Here is a 20,462-nt window from a genome sequence, read left to right on the forward strand (position 1 = left end):
GTGAGCCACGGGAACAGCGCGAAGGTCTGGAACACCATCGCGACGCCCTCGGCCGGGCCGCGCAGCGGCTTGCCGAGATAGGTCACCTCGCCGCCGGTCGGCTCGATCAGCCCGGCGATGATGCGCAACAGCGTCGACTTGCCCGACCCCGAGCGGCCGAGCAGCCCGACGATCTCGCCTTCGCGCAGCGACAGGTTCGCGTCGTCGAGCACGAGCAGCTCGCCCTGCGTCTTGTTGAAGCCGCGGCAGACGTGATCGACGCGCAGGATTTCTTCACCGAGGCGCGGCGGCTGGGACGTCTGGACGGGGGCGTTTACAGCATTCGGATTGTGCATCGCGTTTCGCTCTCAATCGGTCTCAGTCGAGCCGCAGCTTCGCCTCGGCGAAGGCATACAGCGGGCGCCACAGCAGGCGGTTGAACAGGGTGACGAACAGGGACATCACGGCGATGCCCAGGATGATCTTCGGAAAATCGCCGGCGGCGGTGGTCTGCGCGATGTAGGCGCCGAGACCATGCGCCTCGATGCGCGTGCTGCCCCACTGCACGGCTTCCGACACGATGCTCGCGTTCCACGCGCCGCCCGAGGCGGTGATCGCGCCCGTCACGTAGTACGGGAAGATGCCGGGCAGGATCGCCTGACGCCACCACTGCCAGCCGCGGATGCGGAAGTTGGTCGCCGCTTCGCGATAGTCGTTCGGGTAGGACGTTGCGCCGGCGATCACGTTGAACAGGATATACCACTGCGTGCCGAGCACGATCAGCGGCGACAACCAGATGTCCGCGTTCAGGTGGAAGCGCGCGATCACGATCACGAACACCGGGAACAGCAGGTTCGCCGGGAACGCGGCGAGGAACTGCGCGAGCGGCTGCAGCTTTTCGGCCAGCTTCGGACGCAGCCCGACCCACACGCCGATCGGCACCCAGATCACCGACGCGATCGAGATCAGCACGACCACGCGCAGCAGCGTGATGAGCCCGAGCACGAGCACGTGGCCGACTTCGGCCATCGTCACGCCGGTCGCCACGAAGCTGACGACGCGCCATACGATATAGGCCGTGCCGAGCAGCACGAGCCCCGCCCAGGCAATGTCGACCGTGCGCGACGCCTTCTTCTCGACTTTCGGCAGCGAGAAGCGCATCGCGCCCGACAGCGGCAGGCGCAGCGGGATCCGCGCGGCCTTCGCGAACAACCAGCCGGCCGGCACGAGCAACTGATGAATCAGCCGCGTGCGGCGCACGAGGTCGAGCAGCCACGATTGCGGCGCGTCGCCCGACGCGGTGTTCTCCATCCGGAACTTGTCGGCCCACGCGATGAGCGGGCGGAACAGGAGCTGGTCGTACGCGAGGATCACGACCGTCATCGTCAGGATCACCCAGCCGATCGCGCCGAAGTTCTTGTCCGAGATCGCCTGCGCGAGATACGCGCCGATGCCCGGCAGCGTGATCGTCTGGTTGCCGACCGTGATCGCCTCCGACGCGACGACGAAGAACCAGCCGCCCGACATCGACATCATCATGTTCCAGATCAGGCCCGGCATCGAGAACGGCACTTCGAGCTTCCAGAAGCGCTGCCAGGACGTCAGGTGAAAGCCGCGCGACACTTCGTCCAGGTCGCGCGGCACCGTGCGCAGCGACTGATAGAAGCTGAACGTCATGTTCCACGCCTGGCTCGTGAAGATCGCGAAGATCGCCGCGAGCTCGGCGCCGAGCACGCGGCTCGGGAACAGCGCGAGGAAGAACGTGACCGTAAACGAGATGAAGCCGAGCACCGGCACCGACTGCAGGATGTCGAGAATCGGGATCAGCACCATGCCCGCGCGGCGGCTCTTGGCCGCGAGCGTGCCGTAGACGAGCGTGAACGCCAGCGACGCGACCATCGCGGCGAGCATCCGCAGCGTGGTGCGCAGCGCGTATTCGGGCAGGTTCGACGGATCGAGCGAGATTTTCTGCGTCTGCAGCACGCCGATCGGCGCCATCGTTTCGTGAAAGCCGACCACCGCCATCGCGATCAGGCAGATGATCAGCGGAAAGGCGATGAAGTCCCACCGGTTCGGCAACACGCGCCACGCGGATGCGTTGGCGGTCCGGTTCGGATTGAAGAATCCGACGTTCATCAGGCGCCCTCCCCGGTAAGGCCGATCGAAGCCGGCAGTCGATGTTGATTCATGGCAAAGCGCACGGGCGCGGTAATTCGATTGACTGGCGATCTCGCGCACGCGGCGCGCCGTGCGTGCATGCATCGCCGCAGCCGGTCGAGCCGGGCCGCGACGGCACGACACTACACCAACCTGTATTTCAGGTACAACCGTCCGGGGACGGCGCAGGCAACGCATGGATCGTGCCCGGCGCGTGGACGGATGGCGGGCGCGCGGTACGGAACAGCCTGGCCGCAGTCCTGCGGCCGGCACGCAGGCCCGAATTATGCCGTGATCCGGCCCGGCCGTGAACCCGCCCCCCCGCACGCGGGCACAAACCGTGTCCCGGATCAGCAGCCGGATACGGCGAAGCAGGTATGATCGGGGCTAGCCCCCGGGGTCCGTTGCGGCCGTGTCGCCTCAAGGCGCACGCGCGCCGTGTCAACCGGCCCAGGGATCGACCGACGAGCGGGAGGAAGGGAATGGCAGGAAACTTGGTGATCGTCTGTCGCGATCAGGATGCCGACGCGTTCTATGAACTCATGCAGGAGTACGGGTCGTTCCAGACCCGGCTGTCGTCCACGGCGTGGTACCTGAACATGAACGTCGTGCCGGAATCGCTGCAGGAGGAAATCCTGGAGCGCCTCGGCCGGTATACGACCGTCTATATCTTCGAGGCCACCACGGTGACCTACAACACGATCGACAGCAACGCGGCCGAGACGCTCGGCACGCTGTTCGGCGAATGACGCCGTGCGGCGCCAGCCCGGCCGGGCCGGCGCCGCCACCGCTCATGCGGCCTGTGCGTGGGATTCGTCGTCTTTCGGCACGACGTCGAACGGGAACGTCATCGACACGCGCAGGCCGCCTTCGGGACGATTGCCGATGTCGCACGCGCCGCCCAGCCTGAGCACGAGCCGCTCGACGATCGCAAGGCCGAGCCCGCTGTGGCCGTTCCCGCCGCGCGCGGGATCGAGCCGCACGAACGGCCGCGTGGCGGCCGCGAGGTCGCGCGGCGCGATGCCGCCGCCGCTGTCGCCGACCGACAGCACGTAGCCGGCCGGCGTGCGCGCCGTCTCGACGAGCACGGGCGGCGCGCCGTACGCATGCGCATTGTCCAGCAGGTTCGACAGGATCCGGTCGAGCGTCGCCGTCGGCAGCCGGAAGCCGGGACCGGCCTCCAGCCGCGTCTGGACCGCGGGCGCGTTCGGCGCGACCGCACGATAGCTGCGCGCAACCCGCTCGCACGCCTGATCGACCGGCACCGGCTCGCTGCGGTCGGCCCCGCCATGCGCAAACACCAGGAACTGGTCGACGATGTGCGACATCGAGTCGACGTCGCGCACCACGCCGTCGCGCAGCCGCGCGTCGTCCATCATTTCCGCCCGCAGGCGCATCCGGGCGAGCGGCGTGCGCAGGTCGTGCGCGACGCCGGCCAGCATCACCGCGCGATCGCTCTCGGCCTGCGACACCTGCTCGACCATCTGGTTGAAGCCGTGCGTGAGCTGGCGCAGCTCGCGCGGCCCGCGTTCGCGCAGCGGCGGCACCGGCTGCCCGCGGCCGAAACGCGCGACCGCGCGCGCCAGCGAACGCAGCGGCTGCTGCAACTGCCAGGCCGCGAACAGCGCGGCGATCACGCCGGCCGAGAAGATCGTGCCGAGCCACAACAGCATCCGGTCGAGCGAGCGCGGCGGCCGCAACGGCTGCACGGGCACCACGATCCAGTTGCGGTCGGCCGGCTCCTTCACCCACAGCACCGGCGGATGGCCGGGCGTCCCGATCTCGACCTGCGTGCCGGGCGGCATGCGGTCGCTCACGTCGTCGCGGAACCGCTTCAGCGGCGGCGGCAGCCCCGCATCGCCGCCCTTCGGCACGTCGGCGCTATCCGGCGACACGAGCCGCACGCGCGACGGCAGCGGCTGGTCGGGCGTGCGCGCGACGTGCTGGCGCACCGCGTCGACCAGGAACGCGGCCTCCTCGACCGCATAACGCGTCTGCATCTGGTTGCGCTCGAGCCGTATCGCGAAGAACCACGCGAAGTGCGACAGAAGCAGGACGCCGACGACGAGCAGCGCCAGCCGCCCGAACAGCGAATCAATGGGTTTGCGCATGGGCCTCGCCGTCGGGCACGAACACGTAGCCGCGCCCGCGGACCGTCTGGATGAAGCGCGGCGTCGACGGATCCGTTTCGAGGATGCGGCGCAGGCGCCACACCTGGACGTCGATGCCGCGGTCGGTGCCGTCGTACTCGGGCCCGTGCAGCAGCTCGAGCAGCCGCTCGCGCGTGAGCGTGCGCAGCGCGTGGTTCACGAAGATCTTCAGCAGCGCGAATTCGCTGCTCGACAGCGTGGCCGGCTTGCCGTCGACCGACAGCGTGCGCGCCTGGAAGTCGAGCAGGAAGCGGCCGAACGCGAACGGCTCGCGCTGCTCGGGCGCGGCCGCCGACGGCGTCGCGCGGCGGCGGCGCAGCACGGCCTGCACGCGCGCGAGCAGCTCGCGCGGGTTGAACGGCTTGCCGAGGTAGTCGTCCGCGCCGAGCTCGAGCCCGACGATGCGGTCGACGTCGTCCGCCCGCGCGGTCAGCATGATCACGGGGATGTCGTCGCCGGCCGCGCGCAGCTGGCGCAGCGCGGTCAGGCCGTCCACGCCCGGCATCATCAGGTCCAGCACGATCAGGTCGGGCCGCTCGCGCTCGAGGCGCTTCTCGAGCGTCGCCGCGTCATGCAGCACGGACACTTCCATCCCCTGGCGCACGAGATAGTCGCGCAGCAGGTCTCGGAGTTCTTGGTCGTCGTCGACGATGAGGATCTGGGTAGTCATGGCTCGAAGTTTATCGCGCGAGGGAGGAGTGGAAGAACGAAACAAAGGGGCGAAAGGGTTACTGCGGGTTACCGCGCAAGGGAACTGTAATGCCCGGTAACCGGGCAGCCACCCCGCGTAACACCCGCCGGCGCCTGCATCGCTAACCTGCGTCTTACCGGATGCGGCACCGGCTTTCCCGGCACCGCATCGCCGGACCCTTTGGATACAAGGAGTTTCTGAAATGTATAAGAAGACTTCCCGCGTGGCCATCGCGGCCGCCACCGTGCTCGCTCTCGCATTCGGCACCGCGCATGCCGCGCAGCCCACCGACATGCCGCCGCCGGGCGGCCCCGGCATGCACCGGATGCACGACGGGCACGAAGGCGGCCCGTTCGGCGCGATCATGAGACTGCACGACCAGTTGAAGCTCAACGCGTCGCAGGAACAGCAATGGCAAGCGGCCGTCAACACGATGAAGCAGAATCGTGACGCGATGCGCAAGAGCCACGAGCAGATGCGCGAGCAGTTCAAGGCGCAGCAGAACCAGCCGATCCTCGACCTGAGCGCGATGCATTCGGCACGCCAGCAGGCGGAGGCGCAGAACGCGCAACTGCGCGAGCAGACGTCCGCCGCGTGGCTCACGTTCTACAACGGGCTGAACGACCAGCAGAAGACCATGGTCAGCACCGCGCTCAAGCAGCAGTTCGCGAAGATGGAACAGCGCCACGAGAAGATGAAGGAGCGCTGGGAGCAGCATCGCGCGGCCGCCAAGGGCGCGTCGACGCCGGCGCAGTAAGCTGGCGGGCCGCTTCCGCAGCGGCATCGAAGGGGACGCAGGCACTGCCCTGCGTCCCCTTTTTCGTTTCAGGCGACGTCGAACAGCAGCACCTCGGCCGCGCGGCCGCACGCGAACGCCACCGCGTCCACTCCGCCGATCCGCGCGCCGTCGCCGGCAGCCAGCGCGCGGCCGTTGACCTCGACCTCGCCGCGCGCCACGTGCACGTAGACGCTGCGCCCGGCCGGCACGTCGAACGCCGTCGTCTCGTCGCCGTCGATCAGCCCCGCGAAGAGGCGAGCGTCCGCCCGCATCGACAGTGCGCCGTCGCCACCGTCGGGCGCCGCGACGAGCCTGAGCCGCCCGCGCTTCTCGCCGTCGGCGAAACGCCGCTCCTCGTAGCCGGGCCGCCCGCCCCGCTCGGCCGGCTGCAGCCCGATCCGCAGCAGATGCAGCGGCCGGTCGCGCGACGCGTTGGTTTCGCTGTGCATGAGCCCCGTGCCGGCGCTCATCCGCGGGATGCCGCCAGTCCGGACGATCGCGCCGCAACCGAGGCTGTCGCGGTGCGCGAGTACGCCATCCAGCACGTAAGTGACGATCTCCACGTCGCGGCGCGGCTGCATCCCGAAACCGCGCGTCGGCGCGATCGGGCCCTCGCTCAGCACGCACAACGCGCCGACGGGCCGCACCGGCGCATGCGCGGTGCGGCAGGCGGACGAAAAACTTTGACTCGATTCGAGCCAGCCGTGACGCGTGCGCCAGCGGTCTTCGGCGCGCAGGATCTGGAACATTGGGGGGACGCTCGGCGGCGCGGATGTTCTGTTCGGGTTTACCTCCACTGCAGGGGGAGGCCGACAGCGCCACAATCCGCCGCCCGCGCACCGCATCGTTGCACTCGCGCAACCAATTGCAGAAATATTCGTTGCGAATACCACGATTGTCGCAACAGCCGAATCGAGGAATCGGTCGACCGTGCCGGATTGCCGTTTTCCGGGTATCGCGTTCGGGTAAAATACCGCCCTTTTGGCGTTCGCCGTTCCGGCGGCCGCCAACGTCAGAGCGCCGATCGGCGATTTTTGGCCGTCTAGAATACGCCGCGGCGCTCGGTTCGACCGGCCGCGAGCGCCCCCGGAAAGTCAGCAACAGAAGGATGGAAATGAAGAAGGCCGCCCTGTGCGCCGCCCTCGCCCTCGTGGCGGGCAGCGCCTTCGCGAAGGAGTGGAAGACCGTGCGGATCGGCGTCGACGCCAGCTACCCGCCGTTCGAGTCGACCGCGCCGAGCGGCGAGATCGTCGGTTTCGACGTCGATCTCACCAAGGAAATCTGCAAGCGGATCAACGTGAAGTGTGTGTGGGTGGCGCAGGATCTCGACGGGATCATCCCGGCGCTGAAAGCGAAGAAGTACGACGTCATCGTGTCGTCGCTGACCGTCACGGACAAGCGTCGTCAACAGATCGACTTCTCCGACAAGGTGTACGACGCGCCCGCGCGGATGATCGCGAAGACCGGCTCGCCGCTGCTGCCGACGGTCGCGTCGCTGAAGGGCAAGCGCGTCGGCGTCGAGCAGGGCTCGACGCAGGAAACCTACGCGAAGGCGTATTGGGAACCGCAGGGCGTGACGATCGTTCCTTACCAGAACCAGGACCAGGTCTATACCGATCTCGGCTCGGGCCGCCTCGACGCGACGCTGCAGGACGAGCTGCAGGCCGACTACGGCTTCCTGCGCACGCCGCGCGGCAAGGGCTTCGCGTTCGCCGGGCCGGAAGTGAAGGATCCGAAGACGATCGGCGACGGCACCGCGATCGGCCTGCGCAAGGAAGATACCGACCTGAAGCTCAAGATCAACCGGGCGCTGGCGGACATGCACAAGGACGGCACGTACGACCGACTGTCGCACAAGTATTTCTCGTTCAGCGTCTATTCGGCGCCGGCCCGCTGACCGCGGCCTAGGCAGAAGCAGCGGATGCGGGGCGGCCCCGCGTCCGGGCAGTACAGGCAGTCAACCACGCGCCGCCCGCTCCCTTGCCCGCCGCTCGCGCGACGGGCGGGCCCGGCACCGTTGCCGGGGCGGACGGTCATGATACGCACGGGGCGTTCCGCGCAGCTAGGCGGACGCGTCTTTCGCGGCGCACCGCGTGCGCCCTCAGGGACCACACCAGGGACCCCATATGTTTCTACAAGGCTACGGCCCGCTGATCCTCGCCGGCACCTGGCAAACCGTCAAACTGGCGGTGCTTTCGCTTGCGCTGTCGTTCCTGCTGGGGCTGCTCGGCGCCGGCGCGAAGCTGTCGCGCAACCGGGTGACGAGCGGCATCGGCACCGTCTATACGACGCTGATCCGCGGCGTGCCCGATCTCGTGCTGATGCTGCTGCTGTTCTACAGCCTGCAGATCTGGCTGAACATGGCGACCGACGCGCTCGGCTGGGACCAGATCGACATCGACCCGTTCCTCGCCGGCGTGCTCGTGCTCGGCTTCATCTACGGCGCGTACTTCACGGAGACGTTCCGCGGGGCGTTCCTGTCGGTGCCGCGCGGCCAGCTCGAAGCCGGCAGCGCATACGGGATGACGAACTGGCAGGTGTTCACGCGGATCATGTTCCCGCAGATGATGCGCTTCGCGCTGCCGGGCATCGGCAACAACTGGCAGGTGCTCGTGAAGTCGACCGCGCTCGTGTCGATCATCGGCCTGGCCGACGTCGTGAAGGCGTCGCAGGACGCCGGCAAGGGCACGCTGCGGTTCTTCTTCTTCACGCTGATCGCGGGCGCGGTCTACCTGGCCATCACGACGATCTCGAACTTCGTGCTGATGTGGCTCGAAAAGCGCTACTCGACCGGTGTCCGCAAGGCTGACCTATGATCGAACTCATCCAAGAATACTGGCGCAACTATCTCTACACCGACGGCTATCGCATCACGGGTGTCGCGATCACGCTGTGGCTGCTGGTCGTGTCGATCGGCCTCGGCTTCTGCCTGTCGGTGCCGCTCGCCGTCGCGCGCGTGTCGAAGAAGAAGTGGCTGTCGGGCGCCGTGTGGCTGTACACGTACGTGTTCCGCGGCACGCCGCTCTACGTGCAGCTGCTGCTCTGCTACACGGGCCTGTACAGCCTGCAGGCCGTGCGCGGCACGCCGATGCTCGATGCGTTCTTCCGCGACGGGATGCACTGCACGCTGCTCGCGTTCACGCTGAACACGTGCGCGTACACCACCGAAATCTTCGCGGGCGCGATCAAGGCGACGTCGTACGGCGAGATCGAAGCCGCGCGCGCGTACGGGATGTCCCCGTTCACGATGTATCGCCGCGTGATCCTGCCGTCGGCGCTGCGCCGCGCGCTGCCGCTGTACAGCAACGAAGTGATCCTGATGCTGCACGCGACCACCGTGGCGTTCACCGCGACCGTGCCGGACATCCTGAAGATCGCGCGCGACGTGAACTCGGCGACCTACATGTCGTTCCACGCGTTCGGCATCGCCGCCCTGCTCTACCTCGTGATCTCGTTCACGCTCGTGTGGCTGTTCCGCCAGGCCGAGCGCCGCTGGCTCGCGTATCTGCGCCCGCAAGGCAAGTAAGTTTCCGCAGGAATATTGATGAATTCCCAGACTCAAAAGCTTTTCGTCGACGATCTCCACAAGCGGTACGGCGACAACGAGGTGCTCAAAGGCGTGTCGCTGAGGGCGAACTCGGGCGACGTGATCAGCGTGATCGGCTCGTCCGGCTCCGGCAAGAGCACGATGCTGCGCTGTATCAACTTCCTCGAGCAGCCGAACGCGGGCCGCATCTTCGTCGACGGCGAGGAAGTGCGCACCGCGCTCGACAAGACGGGCGCATTGCGCGCGGCCGATACGAAACAGCTGCAGCGCGTGCGCACCAAGCTGTCGATGGTGTTCCAGCACTTCAACCTCTGGTCGCACATGAACGTGATCGAGAACGTGATGGAAGCGCCGGTGAACGTGCTCGGCATCCCGAAGAAGGAAGCCGAGGACCGTGCGCGCGAGTATCTCGAGAAGGTCGGCCTCGCGCCGCGCGTCGAGAAGCAGTATCCGTCGCATCTGTCGGGCGGCCAGCAGCAGCGCGTGGCGATCGCGCGGGCGCTTGCGATGCATCCTGACGTGATGCTGTTCGACGAGCCGACCTCGGCGCTCGACCCGGAACTGGTGGGCGAAGTGCTGAAGGTGATGCAGAAGCTGGCCGAGGAAGGGCGCACGATGATCGTCGTCACGCATGAGATGGGCTTCGCGCGCAACGTGTCGAATCACGTGATGTTCCTGCACCAGGGGCGCGTCGAGGAAGAAGGCGTGCCGGCCGAGGTGCTCGCGAACCCGAAGAGCGAGCGCCTGCGCGCGTTCCTGTCGGGCAGCCTCAAGTAACGCCCGCGCGCACCCCGCCCGAACGGGCGCCCCGCGGTCCGCCGCGCGGCGCCCGTTTTGCGTTTACGCGGTGCTCACCGGCATGCCGTCGGCGAACGCGCGCAGTTCGTCGCCCGCCAGCCGGTAGCGCACCCATTCGCTCTGCGGCGCCGCGCCGACGCTCTCGTAGAAGCGGATCGCCGGCTCGTTCCAGTCGAGCACGCTCCATTCGAAACGCCCGCAGCCCGACTCGACCGCGATCCGCGCGAGCGCCTTCAGCAGCCGCAGCCCCGCGCCGGCGCCGCGAAAACGCGGCGATACGTACAGATCCTCCAGATACAGCCCCTGCCGCGCGAGCCACGTCGAATACGAGAAGAAATACACGGCGAAGCCGGCCGGCTCGCCGTCGACCTCGCACATCAGCGCACGCGCCGGCGAGCCTTCGCCGAACAGGCTGCGTTCGAGCGATTCGGGCGTCGCGACGACTTCGTGCTCCGCCTTCTCGTAGACGGCCAGCTCGGTGATGAAGCGCAGGATCAGCGGCACGTCGGCGACGGTGGCGGAACGGATATCGATTTGCACGGGTTGAGCCCTCCTCCGGCCCGGATGTGAAACGGAAAGGCGGCGCCGCGTCCACGCGCTGGCGCCGCTCAAACCGTCATGCTACGTTCACGTGGCGCCTGCAGGAAGTGCAGTTTCTTCATCCGGACCTGAACATGATGCATCCCGATCTCCGCCGTCTCGACCTGAACCTGCTGCTCGTGTTCGATGCGCTATATCGCCACCGGTCGGTCGCGGCGGCCGCGCATGAGCTCGCGTTGAGCCCGTCGGCGTTGAGCCATGCGCTCGCCCGGCTGCGCGACGCGATCGGCGATGCGCTGTTCGTGCGCCTCGGCAACGAGATGCAGCCGACCGTGCGCGCCGACGACATCGCCACGTGGGCCGGCGACGCGCTCGACGCGATGTCGAAGGGGCTCGCCCGCGCGCGCCGCTTCGACCCGGCGCAAAGCGACCGTACGTTCGTGTTCGCCGCGACCGACTACACCGCGTTCGCGGTGCTGCCGGCGTTCCTCGCCCGCATCCAGCTCGTGGCGCCGCACCTGCGGATCCGCGTGGTCCATTCGGACCGCAAGATTTCCGTCGACGAGCTCGCGGCCGGCCGCATCGACTTCGCGCTCGGCTACCACGAGGAATCGGCGGCCGACGCGCCGGGCATCGAGGATTTCGACTGGTTCTCCGACGACTACGTCGTGATCGCGAGCGCCACGCATCCGGACATCCGCCGGCGGCTGACGCTCGACCAGTATCTGGCGGCCCGCCACGTGGTCGTCACGCCGTGGAACGAGTCGCGCGGCGTCGTCGACTACGTGCTCGATCGGCTCGGCCTCGCGCGGCACGTGGCCGTACAGTTGCCGACCGTGCTGGCCGCGCCGTTCGTGATCGCGGAGTCGGCACTCCTGATGACCGTACCGAATCGCGCCGCGCAGGCGCTGCGGCACGCGGCGCCGATCCGCATCTTCCCGGCGCCGTTCGAGATCCCGCGCTACACGGTGAAGGTCTACTCGCATGCGAAGCATGCGCGCACCGATGCGCATCGCTGGATTCGCGCGCAGTTGCTCGACGCACGGCCGAACCCGGACTAGCCGCGGCGCGTTGCCGGCCGGGTGTTTCCGGCACCCGCCAGCAATGGCGGCAATCGCCCGAATCATTACGAAATACTTACCTGTTTCGCGACTTTCGCGCTTACGCCGGCGCCTTTGCAACGTCAATAGTGGCAATCCTTGACCCACGTCCGTGGAATCCATGTCTCCCTTATGGCACAAGGGTTTTCCGGAAATCGAGCACCCTTGGCTCCCCGCTTGCGCACCGTGTTGCATGGCAATTTGGCGACAGCGGTTAGTCAAACAACGATTTCCATCGCCACAAAATTGTATTTTTGCTAAATTAGTAACCAAAGTAGCAAAACGAAGTTCGTGAAATGTAGTTTAGCTTCACGACACAACAAGGAGACCCCGCAGGCCGACCCGGCTGCGCGGGACCGCTCAACGGTTTTCCGTCTGCTTGCCCGCGTGCCGCGCTTACCAGCCCTGCACGAGGTCTCCCTGGTTATCCCGCTTTTGCCCGGCGCTCGCGCTCCGGGCATCTCGTGCAGTCTGGGTTGACTTTTTGACAGGGTATGGAGGAGATGATGAAGAAAGCTTTGGTCGCGGCCGCGCTGATGGCTGCTGGGGTGGTGACGGCGCACGCGCAGAGCAGCGTCACGCTGTATGGCCGCCTGGATGCAGGCATCGAATACCTGAACGGCCTGCAAAACGGCCACCAAGTGCGCGCGGAAAGCGGCGACTGGGGCACGAGCCTGTGGGGCTTGAAGGGTAGCGAGGATATCGGCGGCGGCAACAAGGTCCTGTTCCACCTCGAAGGCGCGTTCAACACGATGAACGGCGGCCTGGGCACGAGCGGCTCGATCTGGGATCGTTTCGCGACCGTCGGTATCTCGAACGAACGCTACGGTACGCTGCTGTTGGGTCGCGAGCTCGCGATCGCCAACGGCGTGTGGGACTTCGACCCGTTCGGCCAGTCGGCCTGGTCGACGGCCTCGCTGGTGCGCGGCCGCAACTGGAACAAGACCAGCAACAACGTGTCGTACCAGTCGCCGTCGCTCTACGGCCTCGACTTCTACGGCCAGTTCTCGTTCTCGAACTCGACCAGCTTCAACGGCAACACGACGGCCGGCCAACCGGGCCGTGCAATGGGCGGTCAGGTCACCTACACGAACTCGCTGTTCCAGTTGCGCGGCATCTACGACGAAACGCGCGACAGCAACGGCCGCTTCTCGGACGTGTTCAACTACTCGCGTGAATACTTCGCGGGCGTGAACGTGTTCCTCGGCCAGTTCAAGTTGCAGGCGGCCTATCAGGCATCGCGCGCCGACGGCAGCGGCGGCCCGGCAGTGAACGCCGGCGTGACGGGTACGCAACAGGTGTGGGGCGGTGTGACGTGGCAGGCCACGCCGGCAGCGGCGCTGATCGCGGCCGTGTATCACGTGAACGCGAACCACGGCGGCGGCAACGCGAACATCTACACGATCGGCGGTTCGTACAACATCTCGAAGCGCACGCTGTTCGACCTGCAGGCCGCGACGGTGCGCAACAGCTCGTCGGCGAACTTCGGCCTGAACGCGAACGGTGCAGGCACCGCCGTGTCGACCGGCAACCCGCATCCGGGCGGCAGCCAGACCGGCGTCTACGCCGGTATCCAGCACCTGTTCTGATCAGGCGCCGTCAAAGAACGAATCGACAACACTTTCCACGCTGCTGCGAGAGGCGCGTATCGGTGCGGTACCCAAACGGGTATCCGCACCGTTTTTTCTTGGCGGCCCGGATTCGTGCGACCCGTTGCCCGATCGGTCGATTCGGCCGCGCTTGACCGAATCGAGCGGACGCGGCGCTCAGACGGCCGCTTCGTTCTCTTCGCCGGTACGGATGCGGATCACGCGCTCGACGTCCGACACGAAGATCTTGCCGTCGCCGATCTTGCCGGTGCGCGCCGCACCGATCACCGCGTCGATCACCTGATCGACCTGCGCTTCCGCGACGACCACCTCGATCTTCATCTTCGGCAGGAAGTCGACCACGTATTCGGCGCCGCGATACAGCTCGGTATGGCCCTTCTGGCGGCCGAAGCCCTTCACTTCCGTTACGGTCAGGCCCGTGAGACCCACTTCGGCGAGCGCTTCGCGGACTTCGTCCAGCTTGAACGGCTTGATGATGGCGGTGATGCGTTTCATGATGGGTGTCCCTCAATGCTCGTTTGGATGAAAAAATCGCGTTCCCGATTGTAAGCCGGCGGGCCGCATCCGGCCCAGCACCGGTCAATCGAGCCGTTCGGTGAAGCGCGACGTGATCGGGTAGCGCCAGTCGCGCCCGAACGCGCGATGCGTGACGCGGATGCCGATCGGCGCCTGCCGGCGCTTGTATTCGTTGATCTTGATAAGCCGCGTCACGCGCTCGACGTCGGCCTGCGCGTAGCCGGCCGCGACGATCTCGGCGAGCGGCCGGTCTTCTTCCATGTACATCCGCATGATCGCGTCGAGCACGTCGTACGGCGGCAGGCTGTCCTGGTCGGTCTGGTTCTCGCGCAGCTCGGCCGACGGCGCGCGCGTCAGGATCCGCTCGGGAATCACGTCGCGCAGCGCGTAATCGGTCGTTTCGTTGCGGTAGCGGCAGAGTTGGTACACGAGGGTCTTCGCGATGTCCTTGATCACCGCGAACCCGCCGGCCATGTCGCCGTACAGCGTGCAGTAGCCGACCGCCATCTCGCTCTTGTTGCCGGTCGTCAGCACGATCGAGCCGAACTTGTTCGACAGCGCCATCAGCAGCGTGCCGCGGATGCGCGCCTGGATGTTCTCCTCCGTCGCGTCTTCCGCGCGGCCCGCGAATTCGCCCGCGAGCGCGGCGCGGAATGCATCGAACATCGGCGCGATCGCGATCTCGTCGTAGCGCACGCCGACGCGCCGCGCCATCTCCGCCGCATCGGTGGTCGAGATGTCGGCCGTGAAGCGCGACGGCATCATCACCGCGCGCACGCGCTCGGGCCCGAGCGCATCGCATGCGACGGCCAGCACCAGCGCCGAATCGACGCCGCCCGACAGTCCGATCAGCACGCCGGGAAAGCCGTTCTTGCCGATGTAGTCGCGCACGCCGGTCACGAGCGCGCGGTACACCTGCGCGTGCGTCGACAGCTCGGGCGCGATCGCGCCGGGCAGCGGCCGCGCGCCGTCGAATTCGACAATCGCGTGCCCTTCGTCGAACTGCGGCATCTTCGCGACGAGCGCGCCCTCGCCGTCGAGCACGAACGAACCGCCGTCGAACACGAGCTCGTCCTGGCCGCCGACGAGGTTCACGTACACCATCGGCAGGCCGGTCTCGCGAATCCGCGCGCGCAGGATGTCGATGCGCACCGCCTCCTTGTTCATGTGATACGGCGAACCGTTCGGGATCAGCAGCACCTGCGCGCCGGCCGCCTTCGCGATCTGCGCGGCCGACGCGTGCCACGCGTCCTCGCAGATGATCACGCCGTATTTCACGCCGTTCAGCTCGAATACGAGCGGCTCGGTGTCGGTCGCGAAATAGCGCTTCTCGTCGAACACCTCGGCATTCGGCAGATCCTGCTTGCGATAGGTGCCGACGATCTCGCCGCCGACGATCAGCGACACCGCGTTGAAGGTATCGGTGGGCGGCACGCCGCGCTCGATCGGGCGGTTTGCATTACCATCGACGGCTGATGCGCTGCCCGCCCCCCTGCCCGCACCGCGCAACGGATGGCCGACCAGCACCGCGAGCCCGTCGAACGCCTTCAGCGCGTCGGCGAGCGCATCGAGCGCGGCGGCCGCCGCCGCGTAGAACGCGGGGCGCAGCAGCAGGTCTTCGGGTGGATAGCCGGATAGCGCGAGTTCGGGGGCGACCATCAGTTGCGCACCATCGTTGTGCGCGGCGCGCGCGGCGGCGGCGATGCGCGCGACGTTGCCGGCGAAATCGCCGACGGTGACGTTGATCTGGGCGAGAGCGAGTCGGGTCTTCATGGCGGGATCGGCGCAACCCGGCGGCGCGCCTTGAACGGCTGACGAAATCGATCCGGGCGCGGGCCACGGCGGCCCGCATCCGGCAACATCCAACGGTACGGATTCACGCTTGAAACACGAACGCATCGATTATCGCACGGGCATCCTGTCGTCCCCCGCCGAGGTGCCGGCCGACGAATGGAACGCGCTGCTCGCGGGCGACGCGCAGCCCACGCCGTTCCTGCGCCACGAATTCCTCGACGCGCTGCACGTCGCGCGCTGCGCGGTGGACGACACCGGCTGGTCGCCGCACTTCGTCACGCTGACCGACGCGCGCACCGGCCGGCTCGCGGCCGCGGCGCCCGTCTACGCGAAGCAGCATTCGTACGGCGAATACGTGTTCGACTGGGCGTGGGCCGACGCATACCAGCGCAACGACCTGCCCTATTACCCGAAGCTGCTGTGCGCGGTGCCGTTCACGCCGGTGCAGGGCACGCGGCTGCTCGCGGCCGACGACGACGCGCGCCGCCGGCTCGCGGCCACGCTGCTGGCGTTCGCCGAGCAGAGCGACGTGTCGTCGCTGCACGTGCTGTTCCCGACCGGCGACGAAGCGCGGCTGCTCGAATCGATGGGGATGATGCTGCGCGAAGGCGTACAGTTCCACTGGCTCAACGACGGCTACCGTCACTTCGACGATTTCCTCGGCACGCTCGAACAGAAGAAGCGCAAGAACATCCGCGCGGAGCGGCGCAAGGTGCACGACGCGGGCGTGACCTTCCGGCGGCTCACCGGCGACCAGATCACCGACGCCGACTGGCGTTTCTTCTCGCGCTGCTATCGGCAAACGTACCGCGAACATTATTCGAGCCCGTACCTGAACCTCGACTTCTTCCGCACGATCGGCGCGACGATGCCCGAGAACCTGCTGCTCGTGATCGCGGAAGCCGACGGGAAGCCGATCGCGAGCGCGCTCGCCGTGTACCGGCGCGGCGAGCACGGCGGCGGCACGCTGTACGGCCGCTACTGGGGCGCGATCGAGCACGTGCCCTGCCTGCATTTCGAAACCGCCTACTACCAGTTGCTCGAATTCTGCATCGAGGCCGGGCTCGATACGTTCGAAGGCGGCGCGCAGGGCGAGCACAAGCTCGCGCGCGGTTTCCTGCCGACCGTCACGCACTCCGCGCACTGGCTCGCGCATCCGGCGTTTTCCGATGCGGTCGCGCGCTTTCTCGAACGCGAGACCGAGCATGTCCACGCGTACGTCGACGAACTGCGCGAACACGATCCGTTCCGGCGCAACACCGGCTAGCGTCATCCGGCGCGCCGCGCAGGCGGCGAAGCCACGCTGGGGCCTCGCCGCCTGTCGTCCGCCTCAGCCGGTTCAGTGCGCGGCGAGCGTCACCGTCTGCGACAGCGCCAGCGGATCGCGCGACGACGCGGCCGCCGACAGCCCGTAGCTGCCCGCGCCGATCCGCCATGCGTGCGCGCTCGCATCCCACACCGCGAAGCGCTGCGCCGGCACCGCGACGCTGACCGTGCGCGCCTCGCCCGGCTGCAGCGCGACCTGGGTCCAGCCGACGAGCCGCTTCGGCGGCTCGCCGAGCGACGCGGGCAGCGCCGCGTAGATCTGCACCGTGTGCGTCCCGGCGCGCGCACCGGTATTCGTCACCGTCACGCCGACCGTCACGTTGCCCGCGGCATCCGCCTGCGCGGACATCGCCGACAACGCATAGGTCGTGTACGACAACCCGTAGCCGAACGGGAACAGCGGCTCGATCGCCTTCGCGTCGAACCAGCGATAGCCGTACGCGAGCCCTTCCGCATAGACGTTCTGCAGGTTCGACGGATCGATCGTCGGCTGCGGCAGGTCGGCCTCCTGCTTCGGGAACGTGAGCGGCAGCCGGCCCGACGGGTTGGCGTCGCCGAACAGCAGGTCGGCGATCGCCTGGCCGCCTTGCGCGCCCGGATACCACACGTCCAGCACGCCATGCACGTTCGCGAGCCACGGCATCAACACCGGGCTGCCGTTCTCGAGCACGACGATCACGCGCCTGGCCTTCGCGGCGACCGCGGCGATCAGCGCGTTCTGGTCGTATTGCTGGTTGTACGGGTCCGCCTTCGCATCGGGCAGCGACAGGCTCGCGAGGTCGAGCCCTTCCGTCTGCCACTGCGTGGCGAACACGATCGCGACATCGGCCTGTGCGGCCGCGCTCGCCGCGGCATTCGCGTCGGTCCCGTCGAGATAGCTGACCGACGCGTTCGGCGCCTTCGCGCGAATCGCCGCAAGCGGCGCGGACTTGTACCAGGTCGCGCACCCGCCGAACAGCATGTCGGCCGGTTGCTGGCACGACGTCACCGCGTTGCCGTCGATCGCGGGCACCGCACCCGAGCCGCCGCCCGACAGCACGCCCGCGTCCGCATGCCCGCCGATCACGACGACCGACTTGAGCGCGCCTGCGGCGAGCGGCAGCACCGGTTGCGCGTCGCCCGGCGCGGCCGCGTTCTTCAGCAGCACCGCCGCCTGCCGTGCGATCGCGAGCGCATCGGCGTTGCCGGCGGCTTCGTCGATCGCGCCGCCCGGCTTCGGCGGCGCGTCCATCACGCCGATGCGGATCAGCGTGCGCAGCTTGCGCTGCACCATGTCGTTCAGCCGTGCGGCCGATACGCTGCCGGCCTGCAGCGCCGCGCGCAGCTTCGAATTGAAGTACGAGCCGAGCGGCGCGTTGCCGTCGTCGGCCGCGCCCGGCTGTTCCTCGTCGAGCCCGGCCTGCACGGCCGCGACCGTCGAATGCGTCGCGCCCCAGTCGGACTGCACGACGCCCTTGAAACCCCATTCGTTCTTCAGCACCGTCGTCAGCAAATACGGGTTCTCGCACGCATACACGCCGTTCAGCTTGTTGTACGAGCACATCACGTTGCCCGGTTGGCCGTCCTTCACGCCGATCTCGAACGCGAGCAGTTCGGCCTCGCGCATGGTTCGCTCGTCGACGACCGAATCGACCGTCATCCGGTTGGTTTCCTGATCGTTGAACGCGAAATGCTTGATCGTCGCGCTCACCTTCTGCGCCTGCGTGGCCTGCGTGCGCGCGGCGCTCAGCGTGCCCGCGAGCACCGGGTCCTCGCCCATGTATTCGAAGGTGCGGCCGTTGCGCGGCTCGCGCGCGAGGTTCACGCCGCCGCCGAGCCCTTCCGCGAAACCGAGCGCGCGCAGTTCGAGCGCGATGCGCGTGCCGTAGGTGCCCGCAAGCGCCGGGTCCCACGTCGCCGCGAGCGCGACCGGCGCGGGCAGCGCGGTCACGCGCGCATTCTTGACGTTCACGCCGCCCGCCGAATCGGCGCTGCTGACCGCCGGAATGCCGAGCCGCGGCACGCCCGGGATGTAGCTCGCGCCGTTCAGCGCGCCGGCCGGAAACGGGCCGCCCAGGCCGAGCGCGGGCATGCCCGTGCCATGCACGAGCTGCAGCTTCTCGTCGGTCGTCAGTTGCGCGACGAGCGCGGCCGCGCGCTGATCGGCTGCCGCGTCGGGGTCGGTCGGGGCGTGAATGTCGTCGCCGCCGCACGATGCGAGCAGCACCGTGAGCGCGCACGCGGACGCAATCGTCGAACACCGGAACAGCGAAGTTTTCATTGATCCTCCAGAATCGTTCTGTTGTACTTGTCGCCTCACTCCAGCGTCCAAGTCTAAAAATCGACCGGTCACCACGCTTGACCGGCGGGAGCATGCGTTGACCTCTCGCAGCGGGGACAAACCCGAACGGCATGACGACAGGGAGACAGACATGGAGCTGCAACAGAAATCGGTATCCGTCCGGATCTACCGCTGGCTGTGCGAAGACGCGCGCATGAACGGCATCGATCCCGCACCGCTTTACGAGACGCTCGGCATCGGGCCAGCCGAGCTCGCCGACGACATGCGCCGCATCGCGGGCGACCGGCACGTGGCCGCGATGCAACTGACGAACGACTGGCCGCTGTCGTGGCACCGCCCGCCGCCGCAGGTCGAGCCGTGGCTCGTGCCGTTTCCCGAACTCGCGGGCGTCACGTGCAACGCGGCGACGCTGCGCGACGCGCTGCACGGCTACCTGCGCTATCGCGAGCTGATCGGCAACGTCGACTGGGTCTTCGCGCATGAGAACGGCGACGCGATCGCACTCGAATACGTGAACGAAGGCAACGGCCGGCACGCGGGCAGCGCGTTCGCCAACCTCGCGATCCTCGCGGCGCTCGCACGCCTGTACGATCCGCGCGCGCGCATTCACGACGCCGAATTCGCCGGCCGCGCGTTCGCGCCCGTTGCCGCGCTACGCGACATGCTCGGGGCGCCGGTGTCGTTCGATGCCGCGCACAACCGCCTCGTGCTGCGCTCCGCGCACTTCGACACGCCGTTCGAGCGCTACAACGCGCCGCTTGCCGGCATCCAGCGGCATGCGGCCGACGCCGCACGCGAGCGCGTGCGCGCTCGTTCGACGTTCGGCGCGTCGGTCGAGCAATGCGTGCGCGACTGGCTGCGCACGTCCGACGCCGCCGACGTGCCGACCGATACGCTGATGCAGCACGTCTGCACGCGCTTCGCGATGTCGCGCTGGACGTTGCGCCGACGCCTGCATCGCGAAGCGGTCGGTTTCCATGCGCTCGTCGCGCAGGCGCGGCTCGGCGAGGCGCGCGACCTGCTGCTCAACACGCAGTTGCCGATCGGCGAGATCGGCGTGCGCGTCGGCTTCCGATCGACGAGCGCGTTCACGCGCTTCTTCACGCGCGAACTCGGCGCGGCGCCGAGCCGCTTTCGCGACGGGCACGGCAGCCGGCGGCGTTGACGCCCGTTTTTTCTGAGACACTGGCGGCTT

Annotated in this window: 19 protein-coding genes; 10 read left to right on the top strand and 9 right to left on the bottom strand. The window is 67.8% G+C overall.

Features of this window, described 5'->3' with window-relative positions; all coding sequences use genetic code 11:
* A partial coding sequence (locus QZM72_RS16605; RefSeq protein ID WP_301738677.1) for an ATP-binding cassette domain-containing protein occupies positions 1–335 on the bottom strand: 335 nt, incomplete at its 3' end.
* A gap of 22 nt (positions 336–357) precedes the next feature.
* Positions 358–2,115, bottom strand: coding sequence for an ABC transporter permease subunit (locus QZM72_RS16610; RefSeq protein WP_089468155.1), 1,758 nt, complete (start codon positions 2,113–2,115; stop codon positions 358–360).
* A 503-nt stretch (positions 2,116–2,618) separates the two neighbouring features.
* On the opposite strand from QZM72_RS16610, the gene QZM72_RS16615 reads away from it, so the two are divergent.
* On the top strand, positions 2,619–2,885 hold the full coding sequence (locus QZM72_RS16615) for a hypothetical protein (RefSeq protein WP_011545926.1): 267 nt from the start codon (positions 2,619–2,621) through the stop codon (positions 2,883–2,885).
* Between the two features lie 42 nt (positions 2,886–2,927).
* On the opposite strand, the gene QZM72_RS16620 is transcribed toward QZM72_RS16615, so the two are convergent.
* On the bottom strand, positions 2,928–4,247 hold the full coding sequence (locus tag QZM72_RS16620) for an ATP-binding protein (protein WP_301738678.1): 1,320 nt from the start codon (positions 4,245–4,247) through the stop codon (positions 2,928–2,930).
* Complete coding sequence (locus QZM72_RS16625) at positions 4,231–4,956, bottom strand: response regulator (RefSeq protein ID WP_006493394.1); 726 nt, start codon at positions 4,954–4,956, stop codon at positions 4,231–4,233. Before QZM72_RS16625 ends, QZM72_RS16620 begins: the two co-directional genes overlap by 17 nt.
* A 223-nt stretch (positions 4,957–5,179) precedes the next feature.
* Between QZM72_RS16625 and QZM72_RS16630 the strand changes: the two genes are divergently transcribed.
* Positions 5,180–5,734 (top strand): Spy/CpxP family protein refolding chaperone, encoded by a 555-nt coding sequence (locus QZM72_RS16630; RefSeq protein WP_089468157.1) that lies wholly within the window; start codon positions 5,180–5,182, stop codon positions 5,732–5,734.
* Positions 5,735–5,802: 68 nt separating this feature from the next.
* Here the strand turns inward: QZM72_RS16630 and QZM72_RS16635 are convergent, their stop codons facing one another.
* Positions 5,803–6,504, bottom strand: coding sequence for a pirin family protein (locus tag QZM72_RS16635; RefSeq protein ID WP_301738679.1), 702 nt, complete (start codon positions 6,502–6,504; stop codon positions 5,803–5,805).
* Between the two features lie 365 nt (positions 6,505–6,869).
* Between QZM72_RS16635 and QZM72_RS16640 the strand changes: the two genes are divergently transcribed.
* The 4 genes from QZM72_RS16640 (at position 6,870) to QZM72_RS16655 (ending at position 10,079) form a co-directional block, all read left to right on the top strand.
* Positions 6,870–7,652: an ABC transporter substrate-binding protein gene (locus QZM72_RS16640; protein WP_144030096.1), complete on the top strand. Its 783-nt coding sequence runs from the start codon at positions 6,870–6,872 to the stop codon at positions 7,650–7,652.
* A 229-nt stretch (positions 7,653–7,881) separates the two neighbouring features.
* Complete coding sequence (locus tag QZM72_RS16645) at positions 7,882–8,571, top strand: ABC transporter permease (protein ID WP_089468159.1); 690 nt, start codon at positions 7,882–7,884, stop codon at positions 8,569–8,571.
* Positions 8,568–9,281: an ABC transporter permease gene (locus QZM72_RS16650; protein ID WP_059576621.1), complete on the top strand. Its 714-nt coding sequence runs from the start codon at positions 8,568–8,570 to the stop codon at positions 9,279–9,281. The genes QZM72_RS16645 and QZM72_RS16650 overlap by 4 nt, the downstream gene beginning before the upstream one ends.
* A gap of 18 nt (positions 9,282–9,299) precedes the next feature.
* Positions 9,300–10,079 carry an ABC transporter ATP-binding protein gene (locus tag QZM72_RS16655; RefSeq protein ID WP_089468160.1) on the top strand — a complete coding sequence of 260 codons (780 nt, stop codon included), beginning with the start codon at positions 9,300–9,302 and terminating at the stop codon, positions 10,077–10,079.
* Positions 10,080–10,142: 63 nt separating this feature from the next.
* Here the strand turns inward: QZM72_RS16655 and QZM72_RS16660 are convergent, their stop codons facing one another.
* Positions 10,143–10,640 carry a GNAT family N-acetyltransferase gene (locus tag QZM72_RS16660; protein WP_301738680.1) on the bottom strand — a complete coding sequence of 166 codons (498 nt, stop codon included), beginning with the start codon at positions 10,638–10,640 and terminating at the stop codon, positions 10,143–10,145.
* A gap of 134 nt (positions 10,641–10,774) precedes the next feature.
* Here QZM72_RS16660 and QZM72_RS16665 point away from each other — a divergent pair, with 134 nt between their 5' ends.
* Complete coding sequence (locus tag QZM72_RS16665) at positions 10,775–11,701, top strand: LysR family transcriptional regulator (protein WP_301738755.1); 927 nt, start codon at positions 10,775–10,777, stop codon at positions 11,699–11,701.
* Positions 11,702–12,243: 542 nt separating this feature from the next.
* Complete coding sequence (locus QZM72_RS16670; RefSeq protein WP_089468269.1) at positions 12,244–13,329, top strand: porin; 1,086 nt, start codon at positions 12,244–12,246, stop codon at positions 13,327–13,329.
* Positions 13,330–13,506: 177 nt separating this feature from the next.
* Here the strand turns inward: QZM72_RS16670 and QZM72_RS16675 are convergent, their stop codons facing one another.
* The gene (locus QZM72_RS16675; RefSeq protein WP_006398637.1) at positions 13,507–13,845 is read right to left on the bottom strand and encodes a P-II family nitrogen regulator; all 339 of its coding nucleotides are present in this window, start codon (positions 13,843–13,845) and stop codon (positions 13,507–13,509) included.
* An 84-nt stretch (positions 13,846–13,929) separates the two neighbouring features.
* On the bottom strand, positions 13,930–15,639 hold the full coding sequence (locus QZM72_RS16680) for an NAD+ synthase (protein ID WP_089468162.1): 1,710 nt from the start codon (positions 15,637–15,639) through the stop codon (positions 13,930–13,932).
* Positions 15,640–15,748: 109 nt separating this feature from the next.
* Here QZM72_RS16680 and QZM72_RS16685 point away from each other — a divergent pair, with 109 nt between their 5' ends.
* Positions 15,749–16,927: a GNAT family N-acetyltransferase gene (locus QZM72_RS16685; protein WP_089468163.1), complete on the top strand. Its 1,179-nt coding sequence runs from the start codon at positions 15,749–15,751 to the stop codon at positions 16,925–16,927.
* Positions 16,928–16,999: 72 nt separating this feature from the next.
* Here QZM72_RS16685 and QZM72_RS16690 read toward each other — a convergent pair whose 3' ends face one another.
* The gene (locus QZM72_RS16690) at positions 17,000–19,246 is read right to left on the bottom strand and encodes a glycoside hydrolase family 3 C-terminal domain-containing protein (protein WP_301738681.1); all 2,247 of its coding nucleotides are present in this window, start codon (positions 19,244–19,246) and stop codon (positions 17,000–17,002) included.
* A 151-nt stretch (positions 19,247–19,397) separates the two neighbouring features.
* Between QZM72_RS16690 and QZM72_RS16695 the strand changes: the two genes are divergently transcribed.
* Positions 19,398–20,432, top strand: a complete 1,035-nt coding sequence (locus tag QZM72_RS16695) for an AraC family transcriptional regulator (RefSeq protein WP_089468165.1) — start codon at positions 19,398–19,400, stop codon at positions 20,430–20,432.
* Positions 20,433–20,462 lie beyond the last annotated feature (30 nt).

The sequence above is a fragment of the Burkholderia sp. AU45388 genome, assembly GCF_030481585.1.
Lineage (GTDB): Bacteria > Pseudomonadota > Gammaproteobacteria > Burkholderiales > Burkholderiaceae > Burkholderia > Burkholderia sola.

What these genes read in the sequence shown, in the direction of transcription:
- QZM72_RS16635 (WP_301738679.1), bottom strand. Translation starts at nt 6,504, where the DNA reads ATGTTCCAGATCCTGCGCGCCGAAGACCGCTGGCGCACGCGTCACGGC.
- QZM72_RS16640 (WP_144030096.1), top strand. Translation starts at nt 6,870, where the DNA reads ATGAAGAAGGCCGCCCTGTGCGCCGCCCTCGCCCTCGTGGCGGGCAGC.
- QZM72_RS16695 (WP_089468165.1), top strand. Translation starts at nt 19,398, where the DNA reads ATGGAGCTGCAACAGAAATCGGTATCCGTCCGGATCTACCGCTGGCTG.
- QZM72_RS16645 (WP_089468159.1), top strand. Translation starts at nt 7,882, where the DNA reads ATGTTTCTACAAGGCTACGGCCCGCTGATCCTCGCCGGCACCTGGCAA.
- QZM72_RS16620 (WP_301738678.1), bottom strand. Translation starts at nt 4,247, where the DNA reads ATGCGCAAACCCATTGATTCGCTGTTCGGGCGGCTGGCGCTGCTCGTC.
- QZM72_RS16625 (WP_006493394.1), bottom strand. Translation starts at nt 4,956, where the DNA reads ATGACTACCCAGATCCTCATCGTCGACGACGACCAAGAACTCCGAGAC.
- QZM72_RS16650 (WP_059576621.1), top strand. Translation starts at nt 8,568, where the DNA reads ATGATCGAACTCATCCAAGAATACTGGCGCAACTATCTCTACACCGAC.
- QZM72_RS16610 (WP_089468155.1), bottom strand. Translation starts at nt 2,115, where the DNA reads ATGAACGTCGGATTCTTCAATCCGAACCGGACCGCCAACGCATCCGCG.
- QZM72_RS16665 (WP_301738755.1), top strand. Translation starts at nt 10,775, where the DNA reads ATGATGCATCCCGATCTCCGCCGTCTCGACCTGAACCTGCTGCTCGTG.
- QZM72_RS16615 (WP_011545926.1), top strand. Translation starts at nt 2,619, where the DNA reads ATGGCAGGAAACTTGGTGATCGTCTGTCGCGATCAGGATGCCGACGCG.
- QZM72_RS16655 (WP_089468160.1), top strand. Translation starts at nt 9,300, where the DNA reads ATGAATTCCCAGACTCAAAAGCTTTTCGTCGACGATCTCCACAAGCGG.
- QZM72_RS16630 (WP_089468157.1), top strand. Translation starts at nt 5,180, where the DNA reads ATGTATAAGAAGACTTCCCGCGTGGCCATCGCGGCCGCCACCGTGCTC.
- QZM72_RS16670 (WP_089468269.1), top strand. Translation starts at nt 12,244, where the DNA reads ATGATGAAGAAAGCTTTGGTCGCGGCCGCGCTGATGGCTGCTGGGGTG.
- QZM72_RS16680 (WP_089468162.1), bottom strand. Translation starts at nt 15,639, where the DNA reads ATGAAGACCCGACTCGCTCTCGCCCAGATCAACGTCACCGTCGGCGAT.
- QZM72_RS16675 (WP_006398637.1), bottom strand. Translation starts at nt 13,845, where the DNA reads ATGAAACGCATCACCGCCATCATCAAGCCGTTCAAGCTGGACGAAGTC.
- QZM72_RS16690 (WP_301738681.1), bottom strand. Translation starts at nt 19,246, where the DNA reads ATGAAAACTTCGCTGTTCCGGTGTTCGACGATTGCGTCCGCGTGCGCG.